Consider the following 25409-nt stretch of genomic DNA (forward strand, 5'->3'; position numbering starts at 1 on the left):
CTCCTTGCTGAGAAATTCAACGAAAACAGATAAACATGGAGCCAATACGTTGCAAACATAGAGGCCGCATCATTTGAATTATGATACGGCCTCGTAATAATTGATGTTGGTTTGGTTAAAAATTCATTAAACATATTCCTTGTTATCTTGTATTTTTATAAAGTAATAACCTCATCAAACCTGTTAAACCAATGGCTACACAAAATACATCCCGTAGAAAATTTATACGTAATGCTTCTTTAGGTTTTGGTACTTTGGCGCTATCGCCGGCATTGGTAAACCTGGCATTGGCCAAACCTGCAAAAAAGTTAGGAATTGCGCTGGTTGGTTTAGGATATTACAGTAGTGGGCAATTAGCACCGGCACTACAGAAAACTAACAACTGCTACCTGGCTGGTATTGTTACCGGCACACCTGCAAAAGCTGTTGACTGGGCAAAGAAATATAATATCCCCGAAAAAAATATTTATAACTATCAAAACTTTGATGAGATAGCTAAAAATCCGGACATAGATATAGTGTACGTGGTGCTCCCTGTATTTATGCATAAGGAGTATACCATAAGGGCCGCAAAAGCGGGAAAGCATGTAATTTGCGAAAAACCAATGGCGCTTAATGCCAGGGATTGCGAAGAAATAATAGCGGCTTGTAAAAAAGCAAACCGCTTATTATCGATAGGTTATCGCCTGCATTTTGAACCGCATACTGTTGAACTGATGCGTCTGGGCCAAAAACAGGTATTTGGTAAGGTAACCAGTATTGATACAGGTAATGGGTTTACCTACAACGGCGATCCCAACGCCTGGCGGCTTAAAAAAGCCATGGCAGGTGGTGGCGGACTGATGGACATGGGCATCTACTCTATACAAGGTTCCCGTTACACTTTAGGGCAGGAGCCGATAGCCGTAAAAGCTACCCAGGAGAAAACCCGACCCGACTTTTTTAAAGAGGTCGACGAAACCGTTTACTGGGAACTTAAATTCCCCGGCGGGCAAAAAGTTAACGGTAAATCGAGCTATAACCATGATTGGGGTTATTTAAAGGTACAGGCCGAAAAAGGTAGTTTTCAATTAGAGCCTGCTTATGGTTATGGCGGAATTGATGGTTTAGTTAATGGTAAACCCATGAACTATCCACAAATAGTACAGCAGGCTGCCCAGATGGATGATTTTGCTACCTGCGTTACCCGTAATGTTCAAAGTAGGGTACCCGGTGAAGAAGGGCTGAAAGATATGAGGGTGGTGGATGCTATTTACCGCAGCCTTGATTCTGGTAAATGGGAAACGATAGGGTAACTATAGGTGGGAAATAATTATATTTGTATTATGACAACAAAAAGCATTGAAGAACAAATTGCCGCAATAAGAGCTGCTACTTCTAAAGCAAATGTGTCAAGGGAAACGGCACTCGCCTTTTTAATAAGTGCCGGTATAATTGCTCCCGAGCCCGTAAAAGAGCAGTCAGTCAAATTGCAATTAAAGAACACCAAATAAATAATGTCGGATTATCAGTCATTAAATGTAATTGATGTTCATGTCTGTGATGAAGTACCTGGAAGGGGCATTTTGCTGAGAAAAATACAATTCCAATATGCCTAAAACAGCGAGATTAGCCCAATTTCTTGACGTTAAAACCAATAACTCCCACTAAATTAGTCGTGATTTGTCATCGTATTTCAATAAAAAAGATGTTTAAACATTTGTTTTTAGGAAGTATCATTTCTTTACCTACTTTTGGGGCATAGAAAAAAACAATCTCAAAAAAAATTAAACAAAATGAAAAAGATTTTAATCCTGTTGGCTTCAGCATTTTTGTACACTGCAGCATCGGCACAAACTACCTGGACTGCCGACAAAAACCACTCAAACGTTAAGTTTACAGTAACTCACTTATTGATCAATGATGTTGATGGTACTTTTAAAAGTGTTGATGCAACTATAGTTGCTGCTAAACCAGATTTTAGCGACGCTAAAGTTTCTTTTACTGTACAAACTGCTACTGTAAGTACTGATAACGATTACCGCGACAAACACCTTTCAAGCGAAGATTTCTTCAATGTTGCAAAATATCCAACTCTTACTTTTACAAGCACTGGCATTTCAAAAACATCTGATAAACATTATGCTCTTACCGGTAACCTTACCTTAGCTGGCGTTACAAAACCAGTTACTTTTGATTTATGGTACCGTGGTACTATTGTTAACCAAATGACCAAAGGCGATGACGCTGGTTTTCAGTTAACAGGTACTATCAAACGTTCTGATTTTAACTTCGGTACAAAATTCGGTTCTGCTACTTTAAGCGACGAAGTAACCATTAAAGCTAACGGCGAGTTTGCTAAAGCGAAATAATTTTTAATAACACCTATTAATTAACAAAACGGCGCGCCCTTTAACAGGTGCGCCGTTTGTTTTTAACTGTTAATTTTTATTGCGCTGGTATTGTACTTTGAGGCTTTGTTTTTGTAAGTAGTAAATAAGTACTGTGCAAATACCAATTATGGCTATTAAAGCAGCACCTGCAATAACATGTATTAATGGTACCTCGTAATTAGGGTTCATCAACGATTCGGTAATGTTGGGGATAATGAGTGCGATGAGCGGCAGGCAGACAAATAATCTTAAAAGTCCAAGTTTTTTCATACACGTAAAAGTTAATTATCATGTAAGCCGTCACCGGAGGATAAACGATTGACGATTGGGTTGTAAAATTAAGATAAAATTAGTGATGGCTTGCTGATGTAAATATGCCCAATTTACCCGAAATAAAAAATACCATGAAGATGGTATATTACCCTCATTGTTTTACGCAAGTTGATAGAAGAATTAACCGACGTTTAGTCAGATAACATTTGCTTCAACGTATCAAACCAAAGCTGGTTTTTAGTGCCGAAAAAGCGGTGATCAATTATCAGATAAATCACGTTGGTATCGTCGCCTTCTTTATAGCGCAATCTTAGCGGTTGCCAAAACATGCCATTGTTGCGTACCAGGGATCTTTTGTAAATTTCATCAAAGCCCAAATATGCTTGTTCAAGCTTATTTAGCGGGATATTGAGATAGTTATAACCATCAATAACAAGGCTGTTATTGGTCAGTATAATTTCACCCTCACGGTGGTGGGGCGGAGGGGTATGTGAAAACAGGGCACCGGCTTCGTCTACCAAAGTAAGAGCGGCAATTTCATAATCGAAGCTCCAGAAAACCTTACCAATTTGTAAAATTTGCATTGCTGTAATGTAAGATTAATAATTGATAACTGCAATAGCTATCATTCCATTAACGACAGCGTAGTATAATCCTTATATTTGATGTGCGAAAATGTGTTTCGTATTACAAATTATGGCTACAGAAGTTAAGTGCCCCAGTTGTGGTTTTGGGTTTCCGATAGAAGAGGTAATGGCCGAGGAGTATAAAAAAGAGCTCCGGGTTAAAATGCAGGACTATACCCGCCAAAAAGAGGAGGAGTACCGCAAAAAGGACGAAGAGTTTTTGGCTAAAGAACGGCAGCAAAAAAACGAATTTGAACAACGACTTAACTCCGAAAAGAAACAGTTACAGCTTGTATTGGAAGGCGATTTGCGTAAATCTATCAGCCAGGATTATGAAAACCAGGTGCTGATGCTTAAAAATTCGGCTATAGAAACAGAGGAGAAGTTAAAATTATCGCGCCAAAAAGAACTGGAGTATTTACAACGCGAAAAACAGTTGCAGCAAAAGGAAGAGGAAATGGAGCTATCGCTGCAACGCAAATTACAGGAACAGCGTAATGAACTGGGCGAACAGATCCGCAAGCAGGAAGCCGAACGCCATAGTATAAAGGATACCGAATATCAACTAAAGGTAAAGGAGCTTGAAAAGCAGCTTGACGATCAGAAAAAGCTGGCCGAAGAAATGAAACGCAAGGCCGAGCAGGGCAGCATGCAGCTACAAGGCGAAGCGCAGGAATTAATATTGGAAGAACTGCTCCGCAATTATTTCCCCTTTGATTTGATTAGTGAAGTAGGTAAAGGTGTGCGTGGTGCCGATTGTATTCAAACTGTGCGAAACCAGTTTGGGCAGGAGTGTGGCCGCATTATTTACGAAAGTAAGCGCACCGCTACTTTTGGTGCCGACTGGATTGACAAACTTAAAAAAGACATGCGCAGCATTGGTGTTGATGTTGCGGTTATAGTAACCCAATGCTACCCTAAAGGGATGGATTGCTTTGGCGAAAAGGATGGGGTATGGATCTGTAGTTTTGATGAGGTAAAGGCGGTATCCTATATATTGCGCGATGGGGTGATCAAATTATCAAACCTGGTAAAAGCCCAGGATAATAAGGGTGATAAAATGCACTTGTTGTATGACTACCTAACCAGCAGCGAGTTTTCTGAACAATGGAAAGCCATTCGGGAGGGTTACATGAGTATGCGCCTGTCTATACAAAAGGAACGTGATGCCATGGAAAAAATGTGGAAATCACGCGAAAAGCAGTTGGATAAAGTATTGCTAAATGCGGCACATATTAAAGGCAGCATTGAAGGTATTGCCGGTGCCGACAGCATTCAGCTTAGCCTTACCGATGATGAGGATACTTTGCTGTTGGAGTAGGTATTTGATTTAACTAAATAACCTTGATGAATTTGCCGGAATTTTTACCAGGGCTTTATTGTTTGAGTTGTCGCAGTATTATTTGAGTCGCCGGATAGCACTCTTTTACCTAAAAGTTGTATGTTTCATCTTTAGGGCTTTCATCATCATCAAGCGGATACTGTAAGTTTACCTATTTCATAGCAGATAGTATTGTATAAGACAAAAAGTAATTGCTTATTTGTTTTTTGACAGCGCAACCACCGCTATGCCGCCAATAATTAATACGCCGCCCAGGTAGGGTGGCCAGTTTACCGTTTTTTGCCTGTCGGCCGATAAGTGGATGGGGCCGGCATCGATGATCTTTTCTTTTTTGGTATAAGTAAAGCCAGTCCAGATAATCATAATTGCACCCACAATAATTAATAAAATGCCAATGGTTTTGTTCATGGTTGTTTTTTAGATATTATATGAATAACCAATAGTGGTTATTTGTTTGCTTTTGCATAAAATACAAGGACGGCCTTTTTTGGATACTAAAGTTTTTATAGCTTAGGTACCTGATTAAGGAGCAGGTAAATTAGCTGCATTAAAGCTTAATTAGTAATAAAGACACCTGGAATGAAAGACGACCTGATACTGGAAACCATATCCGTTACCAAAAATTTCTTTGGCGATAAATCAACAGGTGTAAACAACATTACCATATTTGTACCCAAAGGAAAGATTACTGCTATAGTTGGCGAAAGCGGCAGCGGTAAAACTACTTTGCTCAACTTATTATATGGCACTATCCAGCCTGATCATGGCGAGGTTTTTTTTAAAGAAGAACAGGTTTTAAGTCGCGACCACGGGATACAGCATGCCCACCAGGTAATGCGGATGGTAACCCAAAACGGCATAGATATGAACCCGGATTCGACCGTTTGGGAAACCATACGGGATGGGTTACCGCCAGAAGACCTGAGCCATGAGATAAAAAGAGTTACCGAAGCGCTTAACATGCTCAATATCTATCCGCTAAAAGATTATCCTTTTGGTAAATTAAGTGGTGGCGAAAAGCAAAGGGTTACCATAGCAAAGGCCCTCATTAGCAGACCCCAGGTATTGTTATTGGATGAGCCCTTTAACCAGGTAGATGCATTTTATCGTGAAGCCCTGCAACACGATATCAGGCAGATAGTACGGGAGTGGAAAACAACGGTAGTGCTGGTTTCTCATGACCCGGCCGAAATTCTATCCATGGCCGATGAGCTCATTGTAATTAAAGAAGGGGAGATAGTTGAGAATGGTTCGCCGGATGTGTTATATCATTCGCCAAATCTGCTATATACTTCGCAAATATTGGCCAGCGGCAGTAAAATAACATCATACCAGGCTAAAATTTGCGGTATTAAAAGCAGGCGCGGCATCGTAGTTATTTATGCCGAAAACATTCGGATAGTATCTTTTGGGAAAAAGTGGTTTGTTAAAATGGTATTGTTTAAAGGCTTTTATGAGGAATTAATCATTGAGCGCGAAGGCGTTACTTTGCGTGTAATGAATTATAAACGTGGTAAATACAAAACCGGCAGCCAGGTAAGTATCAAAATAACCAAATACTTTGAGTTTGGGAAATGGGAAAATTAGCCCACCGGGCATTGTATGTAACCCCGCTTTTGTTTGGTTTTCACTCTAAAAAAACGTAACAGGTAACACCAACTCTATCCTATTTCGCCCTGTTCCCCCAAAAATATCTTCATCTAACAACCTGCTGTACCTGATGCCAAAGGAGATACTGTTTTGGTTAAAGAATTTGGTATCGAAATATAAGGTGCCCCCCGCCGAGCGGAAGTTTTGGTTAAAGTTTTTGCCGTTGATTAACAGGTTATCCTCTTTAGCATGGGTATAATCAAAAAACAATGCGCCGCGCAACCGTAACAGATAAAACAGGTTGCCAAATCCGCCATCGGGATAAGCAATAGGGAAGTGATATGCAAGGCCTATTTTATTCATCACATCCAGGTTTTCGGCGGTATAGCCTTTGCTGAAAGGAAAATCGTTGGAGTAGCTGATCACATTATCCTTACTTTTTTGCTGGTGCGCCAGGTTGATGACAAAACTGTGGTTGGTTACTAAACCCGGGAAATAAAAATTCCCCGATGCTAAAAACTGGGTAGCATTGGTACCCGCAACCGCGGTTTTATAATTGAGGCTGATGCTTTGCGCAAAAGGTGCATAAATGTTCTTTTTTGCCCGCTGGGTTTGGTTGCTGAACGAGATGTAGTTATTAAGGTACGTGTACCGCTTGTCTGCAAACTGGGTAACGTATGGTTGCTGAAAATTGGTACTGTTAAAATACAGGTCGCTGCCAAAGGTTAAGCCGGTAAAGTTTTTCCCTTGCGATAATACCAATGGTACTTCCAGGCCGGCATGCAGCTGGGTTTCGTTCCAGTACACAAAATTGCCTTTGGTAAAACCGCGCCTGTCTAAAGTATAATCAGCACCGGCAGATAGGTACGGGAACAACGCACCGTAAACGCCTTCAAAGCCAAACTCTTTATAGCCCTCGTTACTGTTATAATTAAAGGAGATCTCGGACTGAAAAGTGTTCAGCACGTTCTCGCCGGTGATGGCAAACGAATAATTAGGGTCGCTGATGTTGGGGATCAGGCTATGGAAGTTAAATAACCCATGCGCTTTTGAATAATTGCTAACCGGCAGCGGCTTATCAGCTATACCACCCAATATGGCTGCCGATGAATCTTTACCAATGGCGCTGATCCCTAAAAGCGGGAGTTTGGTATTGGTATATACATCAGTAGCATCTACCCATTTCAAATCTTTTTTATCGGCTTGGGTTATGCTGTAGCCATCGGCAGTAAAACCTACCCAGGCCATTTTATGATCGCTTAAAGCGGGCTGATAGCTGCCTATGCTGACATCATCCCCGGTTGGCAGTAATTCAAAAAAAATGTTGGTATTGATCATCAACGCAAACAGCCTGTCCTGCTTGCCTGCGGTGGAGGTAAAATAAACAGTATCGCCTTTTAAGGCTGTAAAACCAATAGGTTTATAAGTAAAGGGCAGCAGGTACTTGGGTTCGCCGGTAGCTATATTAATGAGCGCCAACGTCATTTTACCCTCCGGATTGCGTACAGCGGTTAGCAACTCGTTATCGCCGTAAAACTTAGGGTAAGTAAAAAATAATTTATGCTGATTGGGCACCGTTTTTAAAAGCTTGCCATCCAGGTTGAGGATATGCAGGTCGCTTTTGCCAGACGGACCAACCTGCACCGCTACTATACTTTTACCATCGGCACTAAAAGCAGGCGAAAAGTATTTTGCTTTTTGGGTGATGCGATGCTCCTGGCCGGTTTTAACATCCAACAGCATCAGCTCGCTGTAATCGCGGTAGCCCCAGCGCAGATCCGGACGGTAACTGGCATAAACAATGTTACCATCATGGTAATCAAAGTAATTATCTAAAGAGTACGACCGGGTGCTAAGCTTCCGCTCGGTATTGCCGGTTTTAATGGTGAATGCAGGCACATGATCATAGCTGCTCTTCATGTAAATGAGTGTACTATCGTCCACAAAAGCAGGATATTCCCTGTCAGCATCAAAATGTTTGGGCATTTTAGCGCCTTTGGCTGTAGATGCGTTTTGTAGATCATCGGCAAATTGGCTTTTAAAATGATCAAATGCCAGGTTGGTAAACGCTTTAAAACTGGTACCTGTATATTTTTTTACCGCGTTTTGAAATGGATAAAAACCGGTATAAAAGCCTGCGGCATCATGCGTTATTTTCCGCCAGATATCATCGCCATATTTATCACGCCCGTACGATACCAGCATATAACCTAAGGGATAATGATCGGGCACATAATCGCGGTACGATCCGTTGCGCAGCTTCATGTAGCTGTAATCTTTATTGGCAGCCCACAATGCCCGGTAGCCGTTGTAAAAATAGGGTAGGCGGCCACGCCCCTGCTCACTCACATGAGTTTCGTTAAATACGGCATCACCCTCAAAAAACCAATTGGGCACTGATAGATCATTGGCAAAAGCCTGCCCCCCCTCGCCAAAAATGATGCGCATAAAGTGCGAGAAACCTACGTTGAAATTATTGTACTGCTGCACATGCCTAAACTCGTGAATAGCCAATTGCTGCTGCCAGGGCAGGCTGCCTATATCAAAACTATTTTGTTCGGGTGTTAAAAAAAACTCGCTGCGGAAAGGGGCCAAACCTACGTAGGCATTGGCTATAGTGGTTTGGTTTTGCAATACAATGCTGATCTGTTTTTGCTTATTGCCAATGGTAGGTTTGATAAGCCCATTCATCTGCTGCACGATATTGGCCACACTCATTCCAGCCGAATCCATCCCCGCAGGGAAAATAACTTTGGCCGCGGGCGTATTTATTTGTTTCCATTTGATAGATGGCGGATTACCGCCAAACTCCTGCGCGTTGACAACACTTGCAGCCACAAGCAGTAACGGGAGCAATAGCCGGGGTAAAATATTGCGGGCAGATGGGCAGTTTATCATTCAGGGTTGAAAGTAAGCACATTTTGTAATTTAAACAATAGCCCAGCCTCACCCCGGCCCGCGCTAAAGGAGTGGCGAGTACAAAATATCTGCTATCCAAAAACTGTTGCGTTGCGCAACAGTGTGAACCTTTTAAAAACTACATCTATTTAATTTTCAATTAATTATAATTTTATCACTATTTGTAAACCGCAACAAAATCGCAACAGCAGGAGAGGAAGTTCATTTCCCATCTACTTTTCGTCCTTGCTCCTTTGTCTAACAGTCCTTTATCCTAAAATCTTTTTTCAAATAATTTAAAATGTTTTCAATCGCTAATCGTCTTTATCTTTAAAGAAGTAAAAAGTGATAACCGCCGTAATGCCCGAAGACAAAAACAAGCACATTATACATACCATAAAAGAGTATGGCAAAAGCCTGTTGAGTTTTATTCGCCGGAGGGTAAACAATGACGCCGATGCCGAAGACATTCTGCAGGATGTGTGGTACCAGTTTAGTTCGGTTATCAATTCAGAACCTATTGAACAAACAAGCGCGTGGCTGTATCGGGTAGCCCGCAATAAAATAACCGATAAGCATAAAAAGAAAACAGAAACCCTGTTGGATGATATGCTTACTACCGATGAGGATGAAGATGATGCTACCGATTTCAGAAGCATCATGTTTGCCGAAACCAGTACCCCCGAAACCGAATACTTGCGCAACCTGTTTTGGGAGGAATTATTTTTAGCGCTTGACGAACTGCCCGAAGAACAAAAACAGGTTTTTATATGGCAGGAATTGGAAGATGTGCCCTTTGAGGAAATTGCTAAACGAACAGGGCAAAACATTAACACCCTGGTATCGCGTAAGCGGTACGCAGTGTTGCACCTGCGCAAAAGGCTTAAACAGTTATACCTGGAAATAACAGAATATTAAAAAAATTTAAAAGATTAAAAAGACAATGAAAAGAGCATTTTATAAAGGACGGTTCATATTTATACCCTTCGCGGTAGCCGCCTTCCTGTCGCTCATCAGTTTTGTGGTGATGCAGTTATGGAACAATTTATTACCCGCAATATTACACGTTAGTGCCATCACTTTTTGGCAGGCTATGGGCATATTCATTCTGTGTAAAATATTGTTTGGCTTTGGCAAAGGCGGTGGTAAGCCAGGCTGGGCACAACAAGGCGCACCCTGGATGCGCAAACGCATGGAAGAGCGTTTCAGGAATATGAGCCCTGAAGAAAAAGAACATTTTAAAGCAAAAATGAAAGACCGTATGTGCGATTGGGGAGGCCGTGGCCGTGGCGGAAGATTTGGCTACAAGCCATGGGAGGATTTTGCTGCCGATCAGGAAGAAAAAGTGTCTTAAGTGGTCAGTAGTGAGTGGTGAGTTTTCATCAATTGGTAAGAACTCACCATCCACTACCTACTACTTAAAACTTACTACTTGAAACTCACTACTGACAACTCACTACTATGGATATACTGGTATTTACAACAAGTGTTAAGGAAAAAAGACAGGTAAATAAGGTAACCACCCTGCTTACCAAGGTCCCCTCAATATTTCAATGGAATTTTGATTTGGAAGATTGCGATAACATACTGCGTATCGAGGCTAATGGCCTGTCGCCGCGGTACATCGAATGGCTGTTGATAAATGCCGGCATTCATTGCCAGGAGCTGGAATACTGACATTAAAAAGATCGTCGTTGCTTACTATAATGACATTGTTTTAAAACACTGATTGTCAGTATATATTTTTTCAAGCAACACCCTCGTCACCGTCATTGCTTCGTCGTTCCTCCTACCCATGACAAGTCCACCATGTCATTGCGAGGCACGAAGCAATCGCATGCTCTACAGGGCGGATCTGCATAGTTCGCGATTGCTTCGTTCCTCGCAATGACATAGCTTTATGTTGTCATTCCACCTTCAGAATTTCGCGAAATTTTACAACTCGCAATGACGATTTTTTAGTTTAAACGCCTGCCAAGTGTCCCCCTACAACAATCACTTTTTAGGAGCCGGGCTGTTGATCTCTATCCAGTAACCATCCGGATCCTGAAAATACAATTGCAACACTCCATCTTTCCGTAAGGTTGGTTCTTTACTATCGCCATTCCAATTGCCGTAAGGGATGTTCAGTTTATCAAGCGTTTTGGCAAATTCTTTTACAGATCCTACCGTAAAACATAAATGCTCGGCTTTAATATGCGTATCTGAGCAGGTGCCTTGTATGGCATGCAGTTTAATATGATTGCCTAAGTTATACCATTGGTGCACGGTATCGCCAAACGGGTTGCCTACTTTTTCAAGGTGCATTACATCGGTATAAAAAGCAACGCTCTTTTTAAGATTTTTTACGCAAATGGCAATATGATCAACCACGGGTGCAGCGTTACTGCCCGATTGCGCGAAGCTAAGTGCAGGCAACAAAAAAGCGGCAATTAATAGCACAAGTTTAAGTTTACCTGGCTTATAGGTGTTTTGGGTAAATAAAAAGCTCATTTTAAGTTTTTGGTTTTAAAACTTAAATATATGTGTTTATATAACACTAAGAGGATATCCACAGAAATATTACCTAATAGGATACCTGCTGGTTTAAATCATGATCGGAAACAAAATTCACCGTGTTATTCCGGTTCCAGTCATCAATATCTATTAAACCCGACCGGGTTTGGTAGTGGCCGTCATCGTTAGGACACTTAACCACATAAAGCCCATCTGCCGCCGGCTCAATAACCGGCCGTGCCCCACATATCTTACAAAACTTGCAATATATCGTTCTTGGTATATTAACGTAACCCCTCATAGCTGGTATTTGTACGTTCATGTTGACCTCCAGGTTGCTGTTTGAGTTAATTTAAAACAATAAATTTATTTAGAACGAAACCATTTTATTCATTTATTACGATAGCGTGGGGCTTATTAGTTGCTTCTGCCTCATATTAATTTCTTTTATTACATTTATAACATGCAACCTGATATTGAACAACTAAAAGTAACCTACAAGAATCTATCCGATGATAAGCTTACAAGTCTTGCTATTACCGAAGCCGCCAGCCTGCGCCCCGAAGCGCTTGAGATTTTAAAAGCCGAGATAAAAAGCCGTGGTTTAGATGAGGATATTGCCAGTGGCATTGATGCCCAGCTCATAGATACCGGCAGCCTGGAGTTTGATGGTTATGTATCGCTTATACGCGGCCAGGCTTGTCCTGTTTGCACCGGCACAACCTTACCTTTAAACGCGGCCATAGTTAGCACGGTTAAAAGCTTTATCCTGCTTACCCAGTATAAAAAGAAATTGATGATAGCCTGCCCAAACTGTTTGCAAAATGCCAATCAAAGTGCTACCAACACAACAGCGTTGTTAGGCTGGTGGGGTTTGCCCTGGGGAATTATCAGATCGGTACAGGCGTTAACCCGTAACGTAAAAGCAGCCAAACAGGTTAGAACAGGCGAGCCTACTGATACCCTGGTATCATTTATAAAAACCAATATCGGGGTTATTGAGGGTGTGCGCAAAAACAAACAGTCGCTTAACTTCATGTTAGATAGTGTGAACAAACGTTAAAACAGATAACTATGTTTAAAGCTTACGCCGCCGTTGCCACCGTAATTTTTTGGTTTGCAATTGTTTTGCAATTCAGTATTTCTATACCGGTGTACCTGCAAACCGGCTTTAGTACGTTAGGTGCTGTGGTTCAGCTGCTCAGTTTCTTTACCATTTTAAGTAATATACTTGCGGCTATAGTGCTCGTTATTGTGTTACTAAAGCCCGGGCCTGCTTTTATTAACTTTTTTAAACGTGGTTCTGTTATTGCCGCAGTTACCTTATATATTACCATTGTTGGGCTGGTTTACAATTTGGTATTGCGCAACCTGCAACAATTGCAAGGCTTATTTAAAATAGCTAACGAACTATTGCACCTCATAAACCCTTTGTTATTCATCATATTCTGGCTGTTTTTTGTACCTAAACAAAAGCTTAGCCGGCGGCAGGGTTTAACCTGGTTATGGTTTCCGTTCGTTTATTTAGTTTACACGCTTGCACGCGGTGCGGTTAAACATTTGTACCCTTATCCTTTTATGAACGTTGATAAGCTGGGCTATGGTCATGTATTGCTCAATTCGTTTTTTGTGATGATTGCATTTTTGGCGTTTGGCTTATTGTTCTTTTTTATCAATAATAAGGTTTCCTCAGAATCTGTTTAAAAACAATTACGAAAAGATATTATAGTTAAAAATTGCCATTGCTTCGTTGTTCCTTCTACCCATGGCATATTCGTTTGCACGCTGGCTACGACTCACCCGGTCTACGCTTCGCTGGACCGCCCTCTCTCCGGCTAAAGCCGCAAAGAGGGCCGGGGACACAAAAACCTTTTTAGCCTCCTCTAGGCGACGCAGTCGGAGAGAGGGGCAGACGGGCGTAGCCTCGTCGGGGTGAGTCGTCTGCGCCTTGTTCATGTCATGCTATCCTTCAGATACCCAAAATCTTACCAAAGGCGATAACAATCTACTTTTTTTATTTTTAGACAGTTCCTCGCAAAAACAGTAACAATCCGGAGATAGCATTTGTAACAATATTAACGCTAAGTCCCGTAAATTAAACCTTGGGGACTAATAGATGTTTAACCTGTATATCTATTTAAAACATAAAGTTGAATTGTTATGAAAACTCAAATTTCCCGCTCAATAGCACTGCTTATATTAGCAGCCATGGGCTTTACAAGTTGCTCGGCAGAATACCGCGAACGCAGAAGACATCACCATGAAGAACCCACACGTGTGCATGAACGCGTAGTGATCCACAACTAATTTTAATTATAAAAAATGAAAGCTGTAAAAATATTAATGATCGCAATTGTTGCTTTGTTCACCTTTGAAGGGGCCAAGGCACAGGTAGTAGTAAAAGCCCGGGTTGGGGCACCGGTTCATCGCCATTACCGCCACCGGGTTCGCCGGGCAGTTGTAGTGCGTCACCATTACCACCGCAGGCCGGTAGTTGTAAGGCACGCTTATCACCGGCCACACAGGCGTGTTGTGACACGTACCGTGATCAGATAAAAGCATAAAGCAAAAAGCATAAAGCATAAAGCAAAAAGCAAAAAGCAAAAAAATAGCGGTGGAGTTATCTTCACCGCTATTTTTTTGCGTAATATTTCATGGCTTTATGCTTTTTGCCTTTGGCTTTAAGCTTAATTTAGTCGTTCCAAAAATGGTTAAACGGGGCCGATGCTGCCAGTTTTGCTTTTATAAAAATGTCGTCTTCTCTTTGTAAACAGTCGTTAGTGTAAATATCTTCGTCGGCATTTACTTTGAGTATACTGCCTGCTATACGCTCCACTATGGTTGATAGTGTTGGTACCTCGTTGTCGGGAATTTGGATTGTTAATATTGCCATGGGTAGTTGATGTTTAAAATTGTTATCTCAAAAATATGCGTTTCCTTTTAAAGGTATGTTTGCCGAAAGTCAAAAAGTTAATCATTTGATTAACTTTTTGAACCTTCATGTTTTCTAAGGCTTAAACGCAGCAGGTTTTGATTGTATTATGGAAGCTGAAGTGGTTTAACAAAGTTTAACAACCTTTCAATTTTACTATCTTTTACAAAGCCCTTAAACCAACTATACAGATTGAAACCAACCTTAATTTTCAAATGGCAAATACTCTGCAACGCGCAAAACAGGTAGCCGCTATGCGGCATCATCGAGCGGAAATACATTTGCTACAAATAGGTAGCCGCTATGCGGCAAACTTATATCTGATTAACTCCTATCATTCAGCTCGCCAGAGATAGAAGCTATCCCGAATCGTTTTACTAGGTATTACTTTGCCGCATAGCGGCTCCCTATTTGTAGAAAAAATCATTCGGATGTCTTTTGCTCCATAGGAGCTACCCTCTTTTGCGCAAAATCTTAAAACCAATTTCTCGGGGTTATCCGCCGTTTCAAAACATTTGACACCTATTTTATTATATTGCATACCTATACTTACTTTATATGCACGGCAGCGGTCTTATCAAAGTTTTTCTTATTATATCGGCTATCAGTTTATTATTTGATTGGTATGTTTTTTCGGGGTTAAAAACCTTAAGCACCGGTTGGTCTTCCAAGCGTTGGCAATGTATTGTTTTGTGGGGATATCTCATCGTTTCGGTGGGCGTTACAGCGTTATTATTATTGGGTTTTAGTGCCTTCAGATCGGCCAATGGCATGCAGCCCTACCATGAATGGATCCTGAGTATATTTCTTACGTTTTTTATTACTAAGCTAATCTTTATACTCGTTTTGTTTTTGGGTGATATCGGTCGGTTTTTTGTTGGTCTGTTTAACCTGGTAAGCGGCAAAAACAATAAGCAAGCGTTTCCGGGCCGGCGTAAATTCATCAGCGAAATTGCTGTTTTAGCTGCCGCCATACCGTTCAGTTCTTTTTTATACGCGATGATTAAGGGTAAGTATGATTACCGGCTGCACCGCACCACGCTTTACTTTGACGATTTGCCCCAGGCTTTTGATGGTTTTACCATTACCCAGATCTCTGATATTCATTCAGGTAGTTTTGATAGTATGGCCGGTGTTCAAAAAGGCATCGATATGGCTAAAGCGCAAAAAAGCGACCTGTTTGTTTTTACCGGCGACCTGGTTAATAACGCCGCATTTGAAATTGAGCCTTACCTGGAAAAGTTTGGGTCGATAAAAGCACCCTACGGCCAATTTTCAATATTAGGGAACCACGACTATGGCGATTATATAGAATGGAACAGCGATCAGGAAAAAGCAGCCAACCTTGATAAGCTAAAGCAACACCATAAAACATTGGGCTACCGGTTGCTGCTGGATGAAAACGTAACCATCGAAAAAGATGGTCAAAAAATTTCGCTCATCGGTGTACAAAACTGGGGCCGGGGGTTTATCCAGGTAGGCGATTTGGATAAAGCCCTGCAGGGCGTACCTAAGGATGCTTTTAAAGTGCTGCTATCTCATGATCCTACCCATTGGGAAGATCATGTGCGTTATCACCCAACCAATATCAATCTTACTTTAGCCGGCCATACCCACGGTGCGCAATTTGGCGTAGAGATCCCCGGTTTTAGGTGGAGCCCGGTAAAATATAAGTACCTTGATTGGGCTGGTTTAGCTAACGAGAAAAACCGCTATTTGTATGTAAACCGCGGTTTTGGTTTCCTTGCCTTTAGCGGCAGGCTGGGCATCTGGCCCGAGATCACGGTGATTGAACTGAAGAAAAAATTGCAAGCTTAAAAATGAAAAGATCCTTTGTTGTATTAACCGGTTTATTATTGGCGTTTGCATCCTGCAAGCAGCCAAAACCTAAGCCGGTTAATAAATTGTATGTCTCATCTGACGAGGCCACGATCAGCACTTTGGCCTTTAATTACATCATGCCGTCGGATAGTGTATATAAAGCTCATCTCATTAAATACAAGTTTCCGGCATCGGCAACAGAAAAGATTGCGCGGCTAACAACCGAATTGGATACCGCAAAAATATTTGTGGTTATAGGCGATACGCTGATCAGGCTGCCTCAGGATTATCTTAAAAAACAATCGAAAGATGTACACCGCAGTGATAAGGATATGGTTAAAAACATGGTGGTAGATAGCTGGTCGCCCCAGGTAGATATCCATGAAACCGCAGGGACTTTCCAAATGAAAAACCTTGGTTTTGCTTACGGTTACACATATACGCTTTTCAACCAATTAAAAACTTTGCCGGCTGGTTCATTTAACGCGGGGATGTTCAGGATGTCGGCCGTATTTTTCAATGCGGATAAAACAAAGGCTTTCGCTTACCTTGAAAAGCGTGGCGGCCTGGTGGTGGCGCAAGGTTATGATATTTTCCTGGAGAAGAAAAAAGGGAAATGGTTTGTGGTACTGTGTAATTTGGATTGGGTTAGTTGATATTTAAAGCCCCTGATTTCTGGCAGGGTTTTTATACCTATAATTAATCAACATACATTAACCAGAAACAACATGGCAAGCAACAACGTAAAAAAGATAGGAAATCATCAACCCAAAGTGCAGCCCGTGCAAAACACCTGGGAAGTAATGAAACCATTTGTTAAATTTGGTTTAGCGGCAACAGGGCTTATTGCAGGCACCCTGATTACCATTATAAAAAACATCCCTAAGCCTGATAACGGTAAACAGCCTCTGCTTAAGAAAGATAAGATCATCAGGATCTAAATCTGAATTTTACTTCTATAGTAATTTATTTTACACCACACAGGGTGTTTACCACTTTTTACACCGTGTTTTAACGGGATTAAATACAGTGTTTTCACGGATTGACGGGGCGTATTAAATTCCGGACATTTACTACTGTTAATCCCTGATAATTAACTGCGATGCCCTTACAGATAACTGGTGTTCACAAAATGAGCAATGAGTTTGAGAATCCTTACCTGGCTATCAATTCATTAATGTGGATAGATGATACTACACAAAATCGCGGCATTACTACAAGGGAGGTACTTTTTGATTGGATCAATGATAATGGCCTGGCTTATATCATTGATGACGAAGGCAATAAATTTAAATTGTTAACAGCAATCACCAAAAGCGGTTTTAAATATGTTAAAACCGTGTTAGACGAAACAAAACACGACCGGCTGTTGAGCCTGGTTACATTAAAATAATTAAAGGAAACCTAAATCTTAATTTTTTATCCTACCTAAACTTTGTTGCAAACGCCCGTCACGTCCAGATGGGTGTTTTGCATTTTAGCCCTTTCGGAAAAGAATCAAGAAGTTAGAATCAAGAATTAAGATTTTGCTAAATCGCAGACTTACGAAGTTTTCAAAACTTCGTAAGTCTTTCTTTGCTTTGCCATTTTCTCTGGTTATTTACTGATATGAAGCTGTCTTAATTCTTGGCTCTTGATTCTTGACTCTCCTTCCCCAATATTTGTTTAAACAACAATGGAAGTGGCACAATGAAAACATCGACCCCAAGCTCAATCAGAGCAAATTCCTTCCAATTAAACGAATCTTCCTAAGCTATCTTAATTCTTGAGTCTAACTTCTTGATTCTTTTCAATGCTGCTTTTGTCGAATTAAATTCATTTAATTAAATTTATTTTGAATTTAATTCACAAATTAAGTAATATTACCGTATGATTAACGAAGCGGAAATAGTTTTAGATAAAACAGATCTACAGATTTTACGACTGATGCAGGACAACGCCCGCATTTCCAACGCCGACCTGGCCCGCGAACTGGGCATGGCCCCCTCAGGTATATTAGAGCGGGTAAAAAAGCTGGAACAAAAAAACGTGATCCAGCAATATGTAACCAAAATAAACCCGGTGGCGCTGCAGCAAAAAATGCTGGCTTTTATATTTATGAGATCTGGCGATGGCATGGGCTCCGAACAGACTACCCGCGAACTGGCTAAAATACCAGAGGTGCAGGAAGTACATAGCATAGCTGGTGATGATTGCTACCTGGTAAAGGTACGTACCTATGATTCTGCCACACTAATGCAGTTAATACGCACCCACTTTAGTAAAATCCCAAACATTTTAAGTACCCGTACCACCATTGTACTTGAAACAGTTAAAGAACAACAACAATTAGTTATACCCGAATAAATAAATATTACTATGGCCTCACATACACAAAAATCCGCGTCGTCTCTGTTGGTTATCATAGCTTTTGCTACGGTTTACCTGGTTTGGGGATCTACCTACTTTTTTATAAAAATGGCTGTTGATGGTTTTCCGCCGTTTTTGTTGGGTGCGCTTCGCTTTTTTACAGCCGGTGCACTATTATTAATATGGTGTGCCATTAAAGGCGAGCAGATTTTTGTAAAGCGCAATATTATCCATGCAATTGCAAGCGGTTTCCTGTTATTGGTAATAGGCAACGGCGCGGTGATTTGGGTTGAGCAAACTTTGCCAAGCGCCATGGTGGCCATTATGGTATCATCGCCACCAATTTGGTTTGTATTGTTAGATAAGCCAAACTGGGGTACCAACTTTAAAAGCAAAAGCACGCTCTTTGGCTTGGTAATAGGCTTTGTAGGAGTAATATTATTATTTAGCGAACAAATTGAAGGCATGTTTGGCCCATCCACCGGTCCGTCCAAACTACCGGGGATGCTGCTTTTGGTGCTTGGCACTTTGGGCTGGGCATCGGGATCGCTATATTCAAAGCATTACAATACTAAAGGTTCAGTATCGGTAAATACAGCCTGGCAAATGCTGGCGGCTGGTGTAGTGTTTATTCCATCAAGTTTTTTTCATCACGAGGTGCAAAACTTTAACTGGCACACCATCCCGATGCATAGCTGGTATGCCTTATTGTATTTAATAATTTTTGGTTCGATAGCTGCCTTTAGCGCATATGTATGGCTGCTACAGGTACGCCCGGCCACCCAGGTAGGTACCTACGCTTATGTTAACCCGGTTATTGCTGTTATTTTAGGTGTACTATTTGCCCATGAAGGTGTAACATTACTACAAGTTGGAGGTTTGGTTATCATTTTGGGAAGTGTGCTGCTTATCAACCTGAGCAAGTACAGGAAAGAAAAACAAGTTAAGCCAGAACTGGCAGAAAGCATTTCCTAAAGGAAACTATTTATGGAGTACTAAGCCCCCCTTTAGTTAATGTGTGTATACATATTAACTAAAGGGGGGGATGGTATTTTACCATTTAGAGGGCGCTCTATCAACTATTTGCCAGCTCAATCAATTTTTTTACCCTGTCAACACTGGTTAAGTCTGTGCTGAACTCATCGCCGGGTACATCGCTCATCAGGATATGGTCGTTTTTGTATTGCATTTTGCTTTGCACGGGCACACGCGCTGATGAATGTACTTCGGTTACGCCGGTAAAATGTACCAGGTCGGCAACATTGGCCTCGCTTACACCTGCACCTGGCATAATGCTGATACGGCCTGCTGCTTTTTCAACAAGGTGGTTTAAAACGGTAGCTCCTTCCATGGCGGTACTTTTACCGCCCGAGGTAAGAATGCGGTCGCAGCCTATTTCTATCACATCTTCCAGGGCCTGGTACAGATCTTTGCACATATCAAAGGCCCGGTGAAAGGTTACCTTTAGGCCCCATTGTTTGGCCAGGCGTACCATTTCAAGACAACGTGGCTTATCAATAGTGCCATCGGCATTAAGTATGCCTATTACCACGCCATCGCACCCGGCCTCAATGCAATAGCGGATATCGGCCAGCATAACCTGGTATTCCAGGTCGGTATACAAAAAATCACCCGCGCGTGAGCGGATTAAAACAAACAGTTGAATATGCAACAGGCTTCGGGCCATCAGGATTTGCCCCTGCGATGGGGTAGTGCCGCCTTCCTTTAAATTTTCGCAAAGCTCAACCCTTACAGCACCGCCTTCCTGCGCCGCCACCGCCGATGTAACCGAATTGGCGCAAACTTCAAGCGAAACCCGCTTTGGCTGGCCGGTAGTTTTAAGAGTGTCTTTAAGGGTCATCGTATCTTCGAGGTCGTTAGTCATTCGCTGTGCTGTCATTGGTCATTTCACTACGCTGTCATTAGTCATTTCGCTGCGCTGTCATTGGTCATTGGCTTTTGCATGCCAACTGCCAACGGATAACTGCAAACCGCCAACTGTTACTGCGCCGGATAATGACTTTTTCCTTTGATCAATAAATCCTGTGTTTGGGCGTTGGCCACCGCGTAGCTAAAGCCTGGCTGTATAGCATAAGCGCCGTATTCGCCTTTTTTGTTGATGGCCAAAAAGCCCACCTGGATATTTTTAGCAGTTTCGGGTTTCTTTTTGATGATGCGGTTTACAGCTTCTTTACAGGCATCCTCGGGTGATAAACCCTGGCGCATCAGCTCCACAACTAAAAAGCTACCCACATTGCGAATCACTTCTTCGCCTACACCGGTTGAGGTAGCGCCGCCAACTTCATTGTCTACATATAAACCGGCACCAATAATAGGGCTATCACCTACACGACCGTGCATTTTAAATGCCATACCGCTGGTAGTGCAGCCGCCGGATATATTGCCTTTGGCATCAATAGCCAGCATGCCAATGGTATCGTGGTTATATTTGCCGCCGGGGCGGTTGCTGCCGTTTTCTACGTTCATTACCGGGCTGTATTTAGCAGTTTTAAGCCATTCTTTCCAGGCCTTTTCGGCTTTAGGTGTTAATAGCTTTTCCTTTTTCATGCCTTGCTCAACAGCAAACTGGGTAGCTCCTTCGCCAACAAGCATCACGTGTGGCGTTCTTTCCATTACCATACGGGCGACAGAAATGGGGTGAGCTATGTTTTCCATCGCCGCAACCGATCCGCAGTTACCAAATTCATCCATAATGCAGGAGTCGAGCGTAACATGGCCATCCCGGTCCGGTGTGCCGGTACGGCCAACCGTTCCATTGGTAATGTCCAGTTCTTCGGGTACACGGGCACCGGCTTCAATGGCATCCAGCGCGCGGCCACCTTTTACCAGGGTTTTCCAGGCTTCTTTATTAGCATAAATGCCAAAATCCCAGGTGGAGATCACAATAGGTAAAGTAGTTTCGGGTTTTAAGGCTACCGTTTTGGCAATAGCCGATTTTGAAAGCGCTGCAAGTGACGCACCTGCGGCAGAAATTTTGATAAACTTACGGCGGTTATACATACCGCTAATATAATTTAAATCGTTTAAAGTACAGGATTCTGTAGTCGTTTTGATACAATTTGGCAACAACTACTCAAAATCCTGCTGACAGTTAAAGCAATGCCAGGCTTTGTTATTGTAGAAAGGGAATACTGCTGATAATATAGATGCGAATTTGCCCGTATCGGTGCTGCCTATATTGGTTGACGCACAATAGGTGCAAATCACGGCGTTATTGGTTTCCTCGTCAATTTCTATATGGTCCAGATTGTGCATGTCGCCTTCTTCGGCCATGATCTGACGGCAGCGTTCCAGGTCGCGTTCAAAGATTTTGAGTTTAATACCGCCTATTGCCTGGTTATAAATAGGATTTGCGGCTATCGTGTTCTCGTCCGATATAAAGCAAGGGATGCCATTGTCTTCCAGCTTGGTGCGTACAATGTGTGCCAGCATCACATCGTAATAGTTTTCAAACGTGATGATCTTTTCTTCGGATTGGTTTGCCATGGTAGTAAATGTAATTATGTTAACAAAGGTAGCCCGTTTTTTGTTTAATTTGACACCATGAACCGCATCGACCGTATTTCGGCTATTTTGATCCAGTTACAATCGCGCAGGGTGGTAAAGGCCGGTGATATTGCCGAGCGCTTCAACATAAGCCTGCGTACCGTTTACCGTGATATTAAAACACTGGAAGAAGCAGGTATCCCACTCATTGGCGAAGCCGGTGTTGGTTACTCTATCATGGATGGCTATCGCCTGCCGCCGGTAATGTTTACCCGCGAGGAAGCTACAGCCTTTTTAACTGCCGAAAAGTTTGTTGAAAAGTTGACCGATTCTACCACCATGGCGCAATATCAATCGGCCATGTATAAGGTGCGGGCGATACTTAAGACTACCGAGAAGGATGCCTTGGAAAACCTGGATGGCAGCATTGAGGTAATGAAAAGTGCCAAAATGAAACAGGGCGCAGGTGGTGATCACATTCAAACCATTTTGGATAGCATTATTTACAGAAAGGTTTTGTGTATTGATTACTTTGCCAGCCATAGCCAGGAAAATACCAATCGGGATGTGGAGCCGGTAGGTGTTGTTTTTATTGATAGTTTTTGGCACCTGATAGCCTTTTGTCGTTTACGTAATGACTACCGCGATTTCAGGATAGATCGAATCCTTAAGCTTGCTGTAACCGATAAAACCTATAACAACAGCAAGCACCCTACTTTAAAAGCCTATATAGCGCAGGCCAGTAAAGAAAAACAGTTGGAGATGGTGGTGATCAAGGTCGAAAAGGAAATACACAGTCACCTGGATTACCAGAAATATTATAGTGGTTTTGTATCCGAAAAACACGTTGGCAGCAAAATTGAAATGACTTTCCTAACCTCATCAATAGAAGGTTTTGCCCGCTGGTACCTGATGTTTGGCGATAAGGCCGAAATTATAAAACCCGGGCAGCTAAAAGACAGGGTGGGCGAGATTGCCGCCGCCATTGCTCAAAAAAATTTACAACTTACCAATTCCTACTGACATACTGCTGTCAGTGCCCGGTGCTTTCTTTGTAATGCAATCAAAAATAAACCACGCGTTGTGGTCATGTTTTTGCTTGTAATTAACCATAAGCACAGGCATCATGAAATACTGGATAACCGTAGTATCAAAAGATCACATTACACGTGGCATAGCAGGTGGCTTTATACAAGCTAATCATGGCAAACCCGGTCCGCTAAAGCGTATGCAACCCGGCGACTGGGTGATCAACTATTCGCCCAAACAAAGCATGAGCGGTACCGAGCCATTACAGGCCTTTACGGCGATAGGGCAGGTGGCTCATGACGGCATCTATCAGCATAAAATGAGTGAAGACTTTACCCCTTACCGCCGCAACGTTAATTATTACCCCTGTACAGAAACACCGATAATACCGCTGGTTGATGAACTGAGTTTCATCGCCAATAAAAAATCATGGGGTTATCCTTTCAGGTTCGGTTTTTTTGAACTGCCCGAAAAGGATTTTGAATTGATTAAGGGGTGTATGTTGGTGGGGGAAGCGGTAGGGAAGTAGATAACCAGTAAGTAAAAAGAGGGTCATGCTGAGCTTGTCGAAGCACGCGTGCAAAGGCCTCTGCGCACAAGTCTTCGACAAGCTCAGACTGACAGTTCTACTCACAATAGTACAAAATCATCAACAAGCAAAAACAATATGGAAAAGCTAACAGTGCACGTTCAGATTAAATTTAAAGCCCCGGCGGCAAAAGTTTGGCAGGGCCTTACCGATCCCGCAATGGTAAAAGCCTACTTTTTTGGTACCAATTTAGAATCGACCTGGAGGGTAGGGGAGCCCATTAAATTCAGCGGCGAGTGGGATGGCCACAAGTACGAAGACAAGGGTACTATCCTTGAAATTGATCCAGGCAAATTTGTAACCTATAGTTACTGGAGCAGCATGAGCGGTACAGAAGATAAGCCCGAAAACTACGCCAACATCAGCTACGATCTTGATGAAAAAGATGGCGAAACTACGCTTACCGTTACCCAGGACAACGTGAAGAACCAGGATGCCAAAGAGCACTCCGAACAAAACTGGAAAGGGATGTTTGAAGAGTTGAGGAAGATGATTGAATAATTTTGATTTGAAAATTTGAGGATTTGAAAATTTGAAAATGAGGAATGTTCTTTTCATTTGCACATCTGAAATCTGCATATCTGCACATCAATTCCCCCATCAATTAATCTTCTCAAATAGTTGACTTCTAAATAAATAGTGGTCAGTATAACAAATAGTAATAAGCATAACAACATGGAAAACATACATAGCAAGGGCTTCTTTTTACAGGGCATATCTGTACGAACGACAAACCAGAACGGACAATCGGCTAAAGACATTGGCGACCTTTGGGGGCGGTTTATGGCCGATGATGTGATTGAAAAAATAGAAGACCGTATTACCGACTCCATCTACTGCATCTATACAGATTATGAAAGCGACCATACGGGGCCATATACAGCCGTTTTAGGCTGCCCGGTGAGTTCATTGGATAATATGCCTGCCGGATTGATTAGCGTAACTGTGCCGGCTTCAGAATACGTAAGATACATTGCCAAAGGCCGGCTGCCCGATTGCGTTGCCGAAACCTGGCAGGAGATATGGAACACGTCGTTCAACAGAACATATAAAGCCGATTTTGATGTTTGGGGCGAAAAAGCACAAAATCCCGAAGACGCCGAAGTGGATATTTACGTTGGCGTGCTATAAAAAGCCATATCTTAAGTTGAAACAGGTGTTGTAAATGCCTGGTTTAAAAAAGTGTAAACAAAAAAAGGTCGAAAGACTCTCGCAGTATTTCGACCCTACATCTACCTATGAAAAACAACCCTTTTGGAAGGGTAATAAGGTATATTCAATTGCAGTGCCAAACGCCAAAGCCGCCTGAAAAGCATTTAAATAGCCTTTTTTAAACTGGTATTGTTCTTTGTTGTGGAAATATTGCAATAAAGTGTGTAAATGGGGTGGGAATTTGGGGTGAGGGGCGATAGTCATTGCGAGTATCCATCAGGGTAACCTGAAAAAAAACAGTGATGACATCGTTAACGCGCTTGTGTAGAGACGCAACATTTTGCGTCTCCCGCGTGCAAATGCACCACGCAAACCCGCTCTGTATAGCCAGAGACGCAAAATATTGCATCTCTACAAAAAAAACATATTTGAT

At 42.1% G+C, this 25409-nt stretch carries 32 protein-coding genes; 22 read left to right on the forward strand and 10 right to left on the reverse strand.

The features are described from left to right. The first annotated feature begins 191 nt into the window (after positions 1-191). From FHS10_RS24965 to FHS10_RS24975, 3 genes are all read left to right on the forward strand, one after another. On the forward strand, positions 192-1295 hold the full coding sequence (locus tag FHS10_RS24965) for a Gfo/Idh/MocA family protein (RefSeq protein ID WP_259096404.1): 1104 nt from the start codon (positions 192-194) through the stop codon (positions 1293-1295). Positions 1296-1325: 30 nt separating this feature from the next. Then, positions 1326-1493, forward strand: coding sequence for a hypothetical protein (locus FHS10_RS24970; protein WP_259096406.1), 168 nt, complete (start codon positions 1326-1328; stop codon positions 1491-1493). 282 nt (positions 1494-1775) lie between these two features. After that, on the forward strand, positions 1776-2351 hold the full coding sequence (locus FHS10_RS24975; RefSeq protein ID WP_259096409.1) for a YceI family protein: 576 nt from the start codon (positions 1776-1778) through the stop codon (positions 2349-2351). Between the two features lie 69 nt (positions 2352-2420). Here the strand turns inward: FHS10_RS24975 and FHS10_RS24980 are convergent, their stop codons facing one another. Beyond that, a complete protein-coding gene (locus tag FHS10_RS24980; protein WP_259096412.1) occupies positions 2421-2642 on the reverse strand; it encodes a hypothetical protein in 222 nt (73 codons plus the stop codon). A 194-nt stretch (positions 2643-2836) separates the two neighbouring features. Next, positions 2837-3229: a hypothetical protein gene (locus FHS10_RS24985; RefSeq protein ID WP_259096414.1), complete on the reverse strand. Its 393-nt coding sequence runs from the start codon at positions 3227-3229 to the stop codon at positions 2837-2839. Positions 3230-3341: 112 nt separating this feature from the next. Between FHS10_RS24985 and FHS10_RS24990 the strand changes: the two genes are divergently transcribed. Continuing rightward, positions 3342-4592, forward strand: a complete 1251-nt coding sequence (locus FHS10_RS24990; protein ID WP_259096417.1) for a DUF2130 domain-containing protein — start codon at positions 3342-3344, stop codon at positions 4590-4592. A 216-nt stretch (positions 4593-4808) separates the two neighbouring features. Here FHS10_RS24990 and FHS10_RS24995 read toward each other — a convergent pair whose 3' ends face one another. Next, on the reverse strand, positions 4809-5021 hold the full coding sequence (locus FHS10_RS24995) for a hypothetical protein (protein WP_259096419.1): 213 nt from the start codon (positions 5019-5021) through the stop codon (positions 4809-4811). A 171-nt stretch (positions 5022-5192) separates the two neighbouring features. Here FHS10_RS24995 and FHS10_RS25000 point away from each other — a divergent pair, with 171 nt between their 5' ends. Then, positions 5193-6200, forward strand: coding sequence for an ABC transporter ATP-binding protein (locus FHS10_RS25000; protein ID WP_259096422.1), 1008 nt, complete (start codon positions 5193-5195; stop codon positions 6198-6200). Positions 6201-6245: 45 nt separating this feature from the next. On the opposite strand, the gene FHS10_RS25005 is transcribed toward FHS10_RS25000, so the two are convergent. Next, entirely contained in the window at positions 6246-9101 is a 2856-nt protein-coding gene (locus tag FHS10_RS25005) for a TolB family protein (protein WP_259096424.1), read from the reverse strand. A 345-nt stretch (positions 9102-9446) separates the two neighbouring features. On the opposite strand from FHS10_RS25005, the gene FHS10_RS25010 reads away from it, so the two are divergent. The 3 genes from FHS10_RS25010 to FHS10_RS25020 all read left to right on the forward strand — a co-directional run bounded on the left by FHS10_RS25010 (position 9447) and on the right by FHS10_RS25020 (position 10778). After that, positions 9447-10019 carry an RNA polymerase sigma factor gene (locus tag FHS10_RS25010; RefSeq protein ID WP_259096429.1) on the forward strand — a complete coding sequence of 191 codons (573 nt, stop codon included), beginning with the start codon at positions 9447-9449 and terminating at the stop codon, positions 10017-10019. 25 nt (positions 10020-10044) lie between these two features. After that, a complete protein-coding gene (locus FHS10_RS25015; protein ID WP_259096431.1) occupies positions 10045-10455 on the forward strand; it encodes a hypothetical protein in 411 nt (136 codons plus the stop codon). A 107-nt stretch (positions 10456-10562) separates the two neighbouring features. Then, positions 10563-10778: a hypothetical protein gene (locus tag FHS10_RS25020; RefSeq protein WP_259096436.1), complete on the forward strand. Its 216-nt coding sequence runs from the start codon at positions 10563-10565 to the stop codon at positions 10776-10778. Positions 10779-11096: 318 nt separating this feature from the next. Here the strand turns inward: FHS10_RS25020 and FHS10_RS25025 are convergent, their stop codons facing one another. Both FHS10_RS25025 and FHS10_RS25030 read right to left on the reverse strand, forming a co-directional pair. Further along, positions 11097-11594, reverse strand: a complete 498-nt coding sequence (locus FHS10_RS25025; RefSeq protein WP_259096439.1) for a VOC family protein — start codon at positions 11592-11594, stop codon at positions 11097-11099. Positions 11595-11667: 73 nt separating this feature from the next. Then, the gene (locus tag FHS10_RS25030; protein WP_259096441.1) at positions 11668-11919 is read right to left on the reverse strand and encodes a hypothetical protein; all 252 of its coding nucleotides are present in this window, start codon (positions 11917-11919) and stop codon (positions 11668-11670) included. A 141-nt stretch (positions 11920-12060) separates the two neighbouring features. Between FHS10_RS25030 and FHS10_RS25035 the strand changes: the two genes are divergently transcribed. The 4 genes from FHS10_RS25035 to FHS10_RS25050 all read left to right on the forward strand — a co-directional run bounded on the left by FHS10_RS25035 (position 12061) and on the right by FHS10_RS25050 (position 14153). Then, the gene (locus tag FHS10_RS25035; RefSeq protein ID WP_259096444.1) at positions 12061-12660 is read left to right on the forward strand and encodes a hypothetical protein; all 600 of its coding nucleotides are present in this window, start codon (positions 12061-12063) and stop codon (positions 12658-12660) included. Positions 12661-12671: 11 nt separating this feature from the next. Beyond that, a complete protein-coding gene (locus FHS10_RS25040; RefSeq protein ID WP_259096447.1) occupies positions 12672-13301 on the forward strand; it encodes a Pr6Pr family membrane protein in 630 nt (209 codons plus the stop codon). A 456-nt stretch (positions 13302-13757) separates the two neighbouring features. Then, positions 13758-13904: a hypothetical protein gene (locus tag FHS10_RS25045; protein ID WP_259096449.1), complete on the forward strand. Its 147-nt coding sequence runs from the start codon at positions 13758-13760 to the stop codon at positions 13902-13904. Between the two features lie 15 nt (positions 13905-13919). Next, positions 13920-14153 (forward strand): hypothetical protein, encoded by a 234-nt coding sequence (locus FHS10_RS25050; protein ID WP_259096452.1) that lies wholly within the window; start codon positions 13920-13922, stop codon positions 14151-14153. Between the two features lie 136 nt (positions 14154-14289). On the opposite strand, the gene FHS10_RS25055 is transcribed toward FHS10_RS25050, so the two are convergent. Continuing rightward, a complete protein-coding gene (locus FHS10_RS25055) occupies positions 14290-14490 on the reverse strand; it encodes a hypothetical protein (protein ID WP_259096454.1) in 201 nt (66 codons plus the stop codon). A 597-nt stretch (positions 14491-15087) separates the two neighbouring features. On the opposite strand from FHS10_RS25055, the gene FHS10_RS25060 reads away from it, so the two are divergent. The 6 genes from FHS10_RS25060 to FHS10_RS25085 all read left to right on the forward strand — a co-directional run bounded on the left by FHS10_RS25060 (position 15088) and on the right by FHS10_RS25085 (position 19674). Next, positions 15088-16347 carry a metallophosphoesterase gene (locus tag FHS10_RS25060; protein ID WP_259096457.1) on the forward strand — a complete coding sequence of 420 codons (1260 nt, stop codon included), beginning with the start codon at positions 15088-15090 and terminating at the stop codon, positions 16345-16347. A 2-nt stretch (positions 16348-16349) separates the two neighbouring features. Further along, positions 16350-17006 (forward strand): hypothetical protein, encoded by a 657-nt coding sequence (locus FHS10_RS25065; protein WP_259096459.1) that lies wholly within the window; start codon positions 16350-16352, stop codon positions 17004-17006. A gap of 72 nt (positions 17007-17078) precedes the next feature. Next, a complete protein-coding gene (locus FHS10_RS25070; protein WP_259096461.1) occupies positions 17079-17291 on the forward strand; it encodes a hypothetical protein in 213 nt (70 codons plus the stop codon). 161 nt (positions 17292-17452) lie between these two features. Further along, entirely contained in the window at positions 17453-17743 is a 291-nt protein-coding gene (locus FHS10_RS25075; RefSeq protein ID WP_259096463.1) for a hypothetical protein, read from the forward strand. 476 nt (positions 17744-18219) lie between these two features. Beyond that, on the forward strand, positions 18220-18696 hold the full coding sequence (locus FHS10_RS25080; protein ID WP_259096465.1) for an Lrp/AsnC family transcriptional regulator: 477 nt from the start codon (positions 18220-18222) through the stop codon (positions 18694-18696). Between the two features lie 12 nt (positions 18697-18708). Beyond that, positions 18709-19674 carry an EamA family transporter gene (locus tag FHS10_RS25085; RefSeq protein ID WP_259096467.1) on the forward strand — a complete coding sequence of 322 codons (966 nt, stop codon included), beginning with the start codon at positions 18709-18711 and terminating at the stop codon, positions 19672-19674. 100 nt (positions 19675-19774) lie between these two features. On the opposite strand, the gene FHS10_RS25090 is transcribed toward FHS10_RS25085, so the two are convergent. From FHS10_RS25090 to FHS10_RS25100, 3 genes are all read right to left on the reverse strand, one after another. Then, positions 19775-20584: a copper homeostasis protein CutC gene (locus tag FHS10_RS25090; RefSeq protein WP_259096468.1), complete on the reverse strand. Its 810-nt coding sequence runs from the start codon at positions 20582-20584 to the stop codon at positions 19775-19777. Positions 20585-20700: 116 nt separating this feature from the next. Continuing rightward, entirely contained in the window at positions 20701-21720 is a 1020-nt protein-coding gene (locus tag FHS10_RS25095) for a glycosylasparaginase (protein WP_259096470.1), read from the reverse strand. Between the two features lie 69 nt (positions 21721-21789). Beyond that, complete coding sequence (locus FHS10_RS25100) at positions 21790-22206, reverse strand: putative signal transducing protein (protein WP_259096472.1); 417 nt, start codon at positions 22204-22206, stop codon at positions 21790-21792. Between the two features lie 57 nt (positions 22207-22263). On the opposite strand from FHS10_RS25100, the gene FHS10_RS25105 reads away from it, so the two are divergent. The 4 genes from FHS10_RS25105 to FHS10_RS25120 all read left to right on the forward strand — a co-directional run bounded on the left by FHS10_RS25105 (position 22264) and on the right by FHS10_RS25120 (position 24955). Beyond that, positions 22264-23229 carry a helix-turn-helix transcriptional regulator gene (locus FHS10_RS25105; RefSeq protein WP_259096474.1) on the forward strand — a complete coding sequence of 322 codons (966 nt, stop codon included), beginning with the start codon at positions 22264-22266 and terminating at the stop codon, positions 23227-23229. A 103-nt stretch (positions 23230-23332) separates the two neighbouring features. Next, a complete protein-coding gene (locus FHS10_RS25110) occupies positions 23333-23764 on the forward strand; it encodes an EVE domain-containing protein (RefSeq protein ID WP_259096476.1) in 432 nt (143 codons plus the stop codon). Positions 23765-23902: 138 nt separating this feature from the next. Further along, entirely contained in the window at positions 23903-24325 is a 423-nt protein-coding gene (locus FHS10_RS25115; RefSeq protein WP_259096478.1) for an SRPBCC family protein, read from the forward strand. Between the two features lie 174 nt (positions 24326-24499). Further along, positions 24500-24955: a GyrI-like domain-containing protein gene (locus FHS10_RS25120; protein ID WP_259096480.1), complete on the forward strand. Its 456-nt coding sequence runs from the start codon at positions 24500-24502 to the stop codon at positions 24953-24955. Positions 24956-25409 lie beyond the last annotated feature (454 nt).

It is taken from the genome of Mucilaginibacter dorajii, assembly GCF_024808255.1.
GTDB classification, from domain to species: Bacteria; Bacteroidota; Bacteroidia; order Sphingobacteriales; family Sphingobacteriaceae; genus Mucilaginibacter; species Mucilaginibacter dorajii.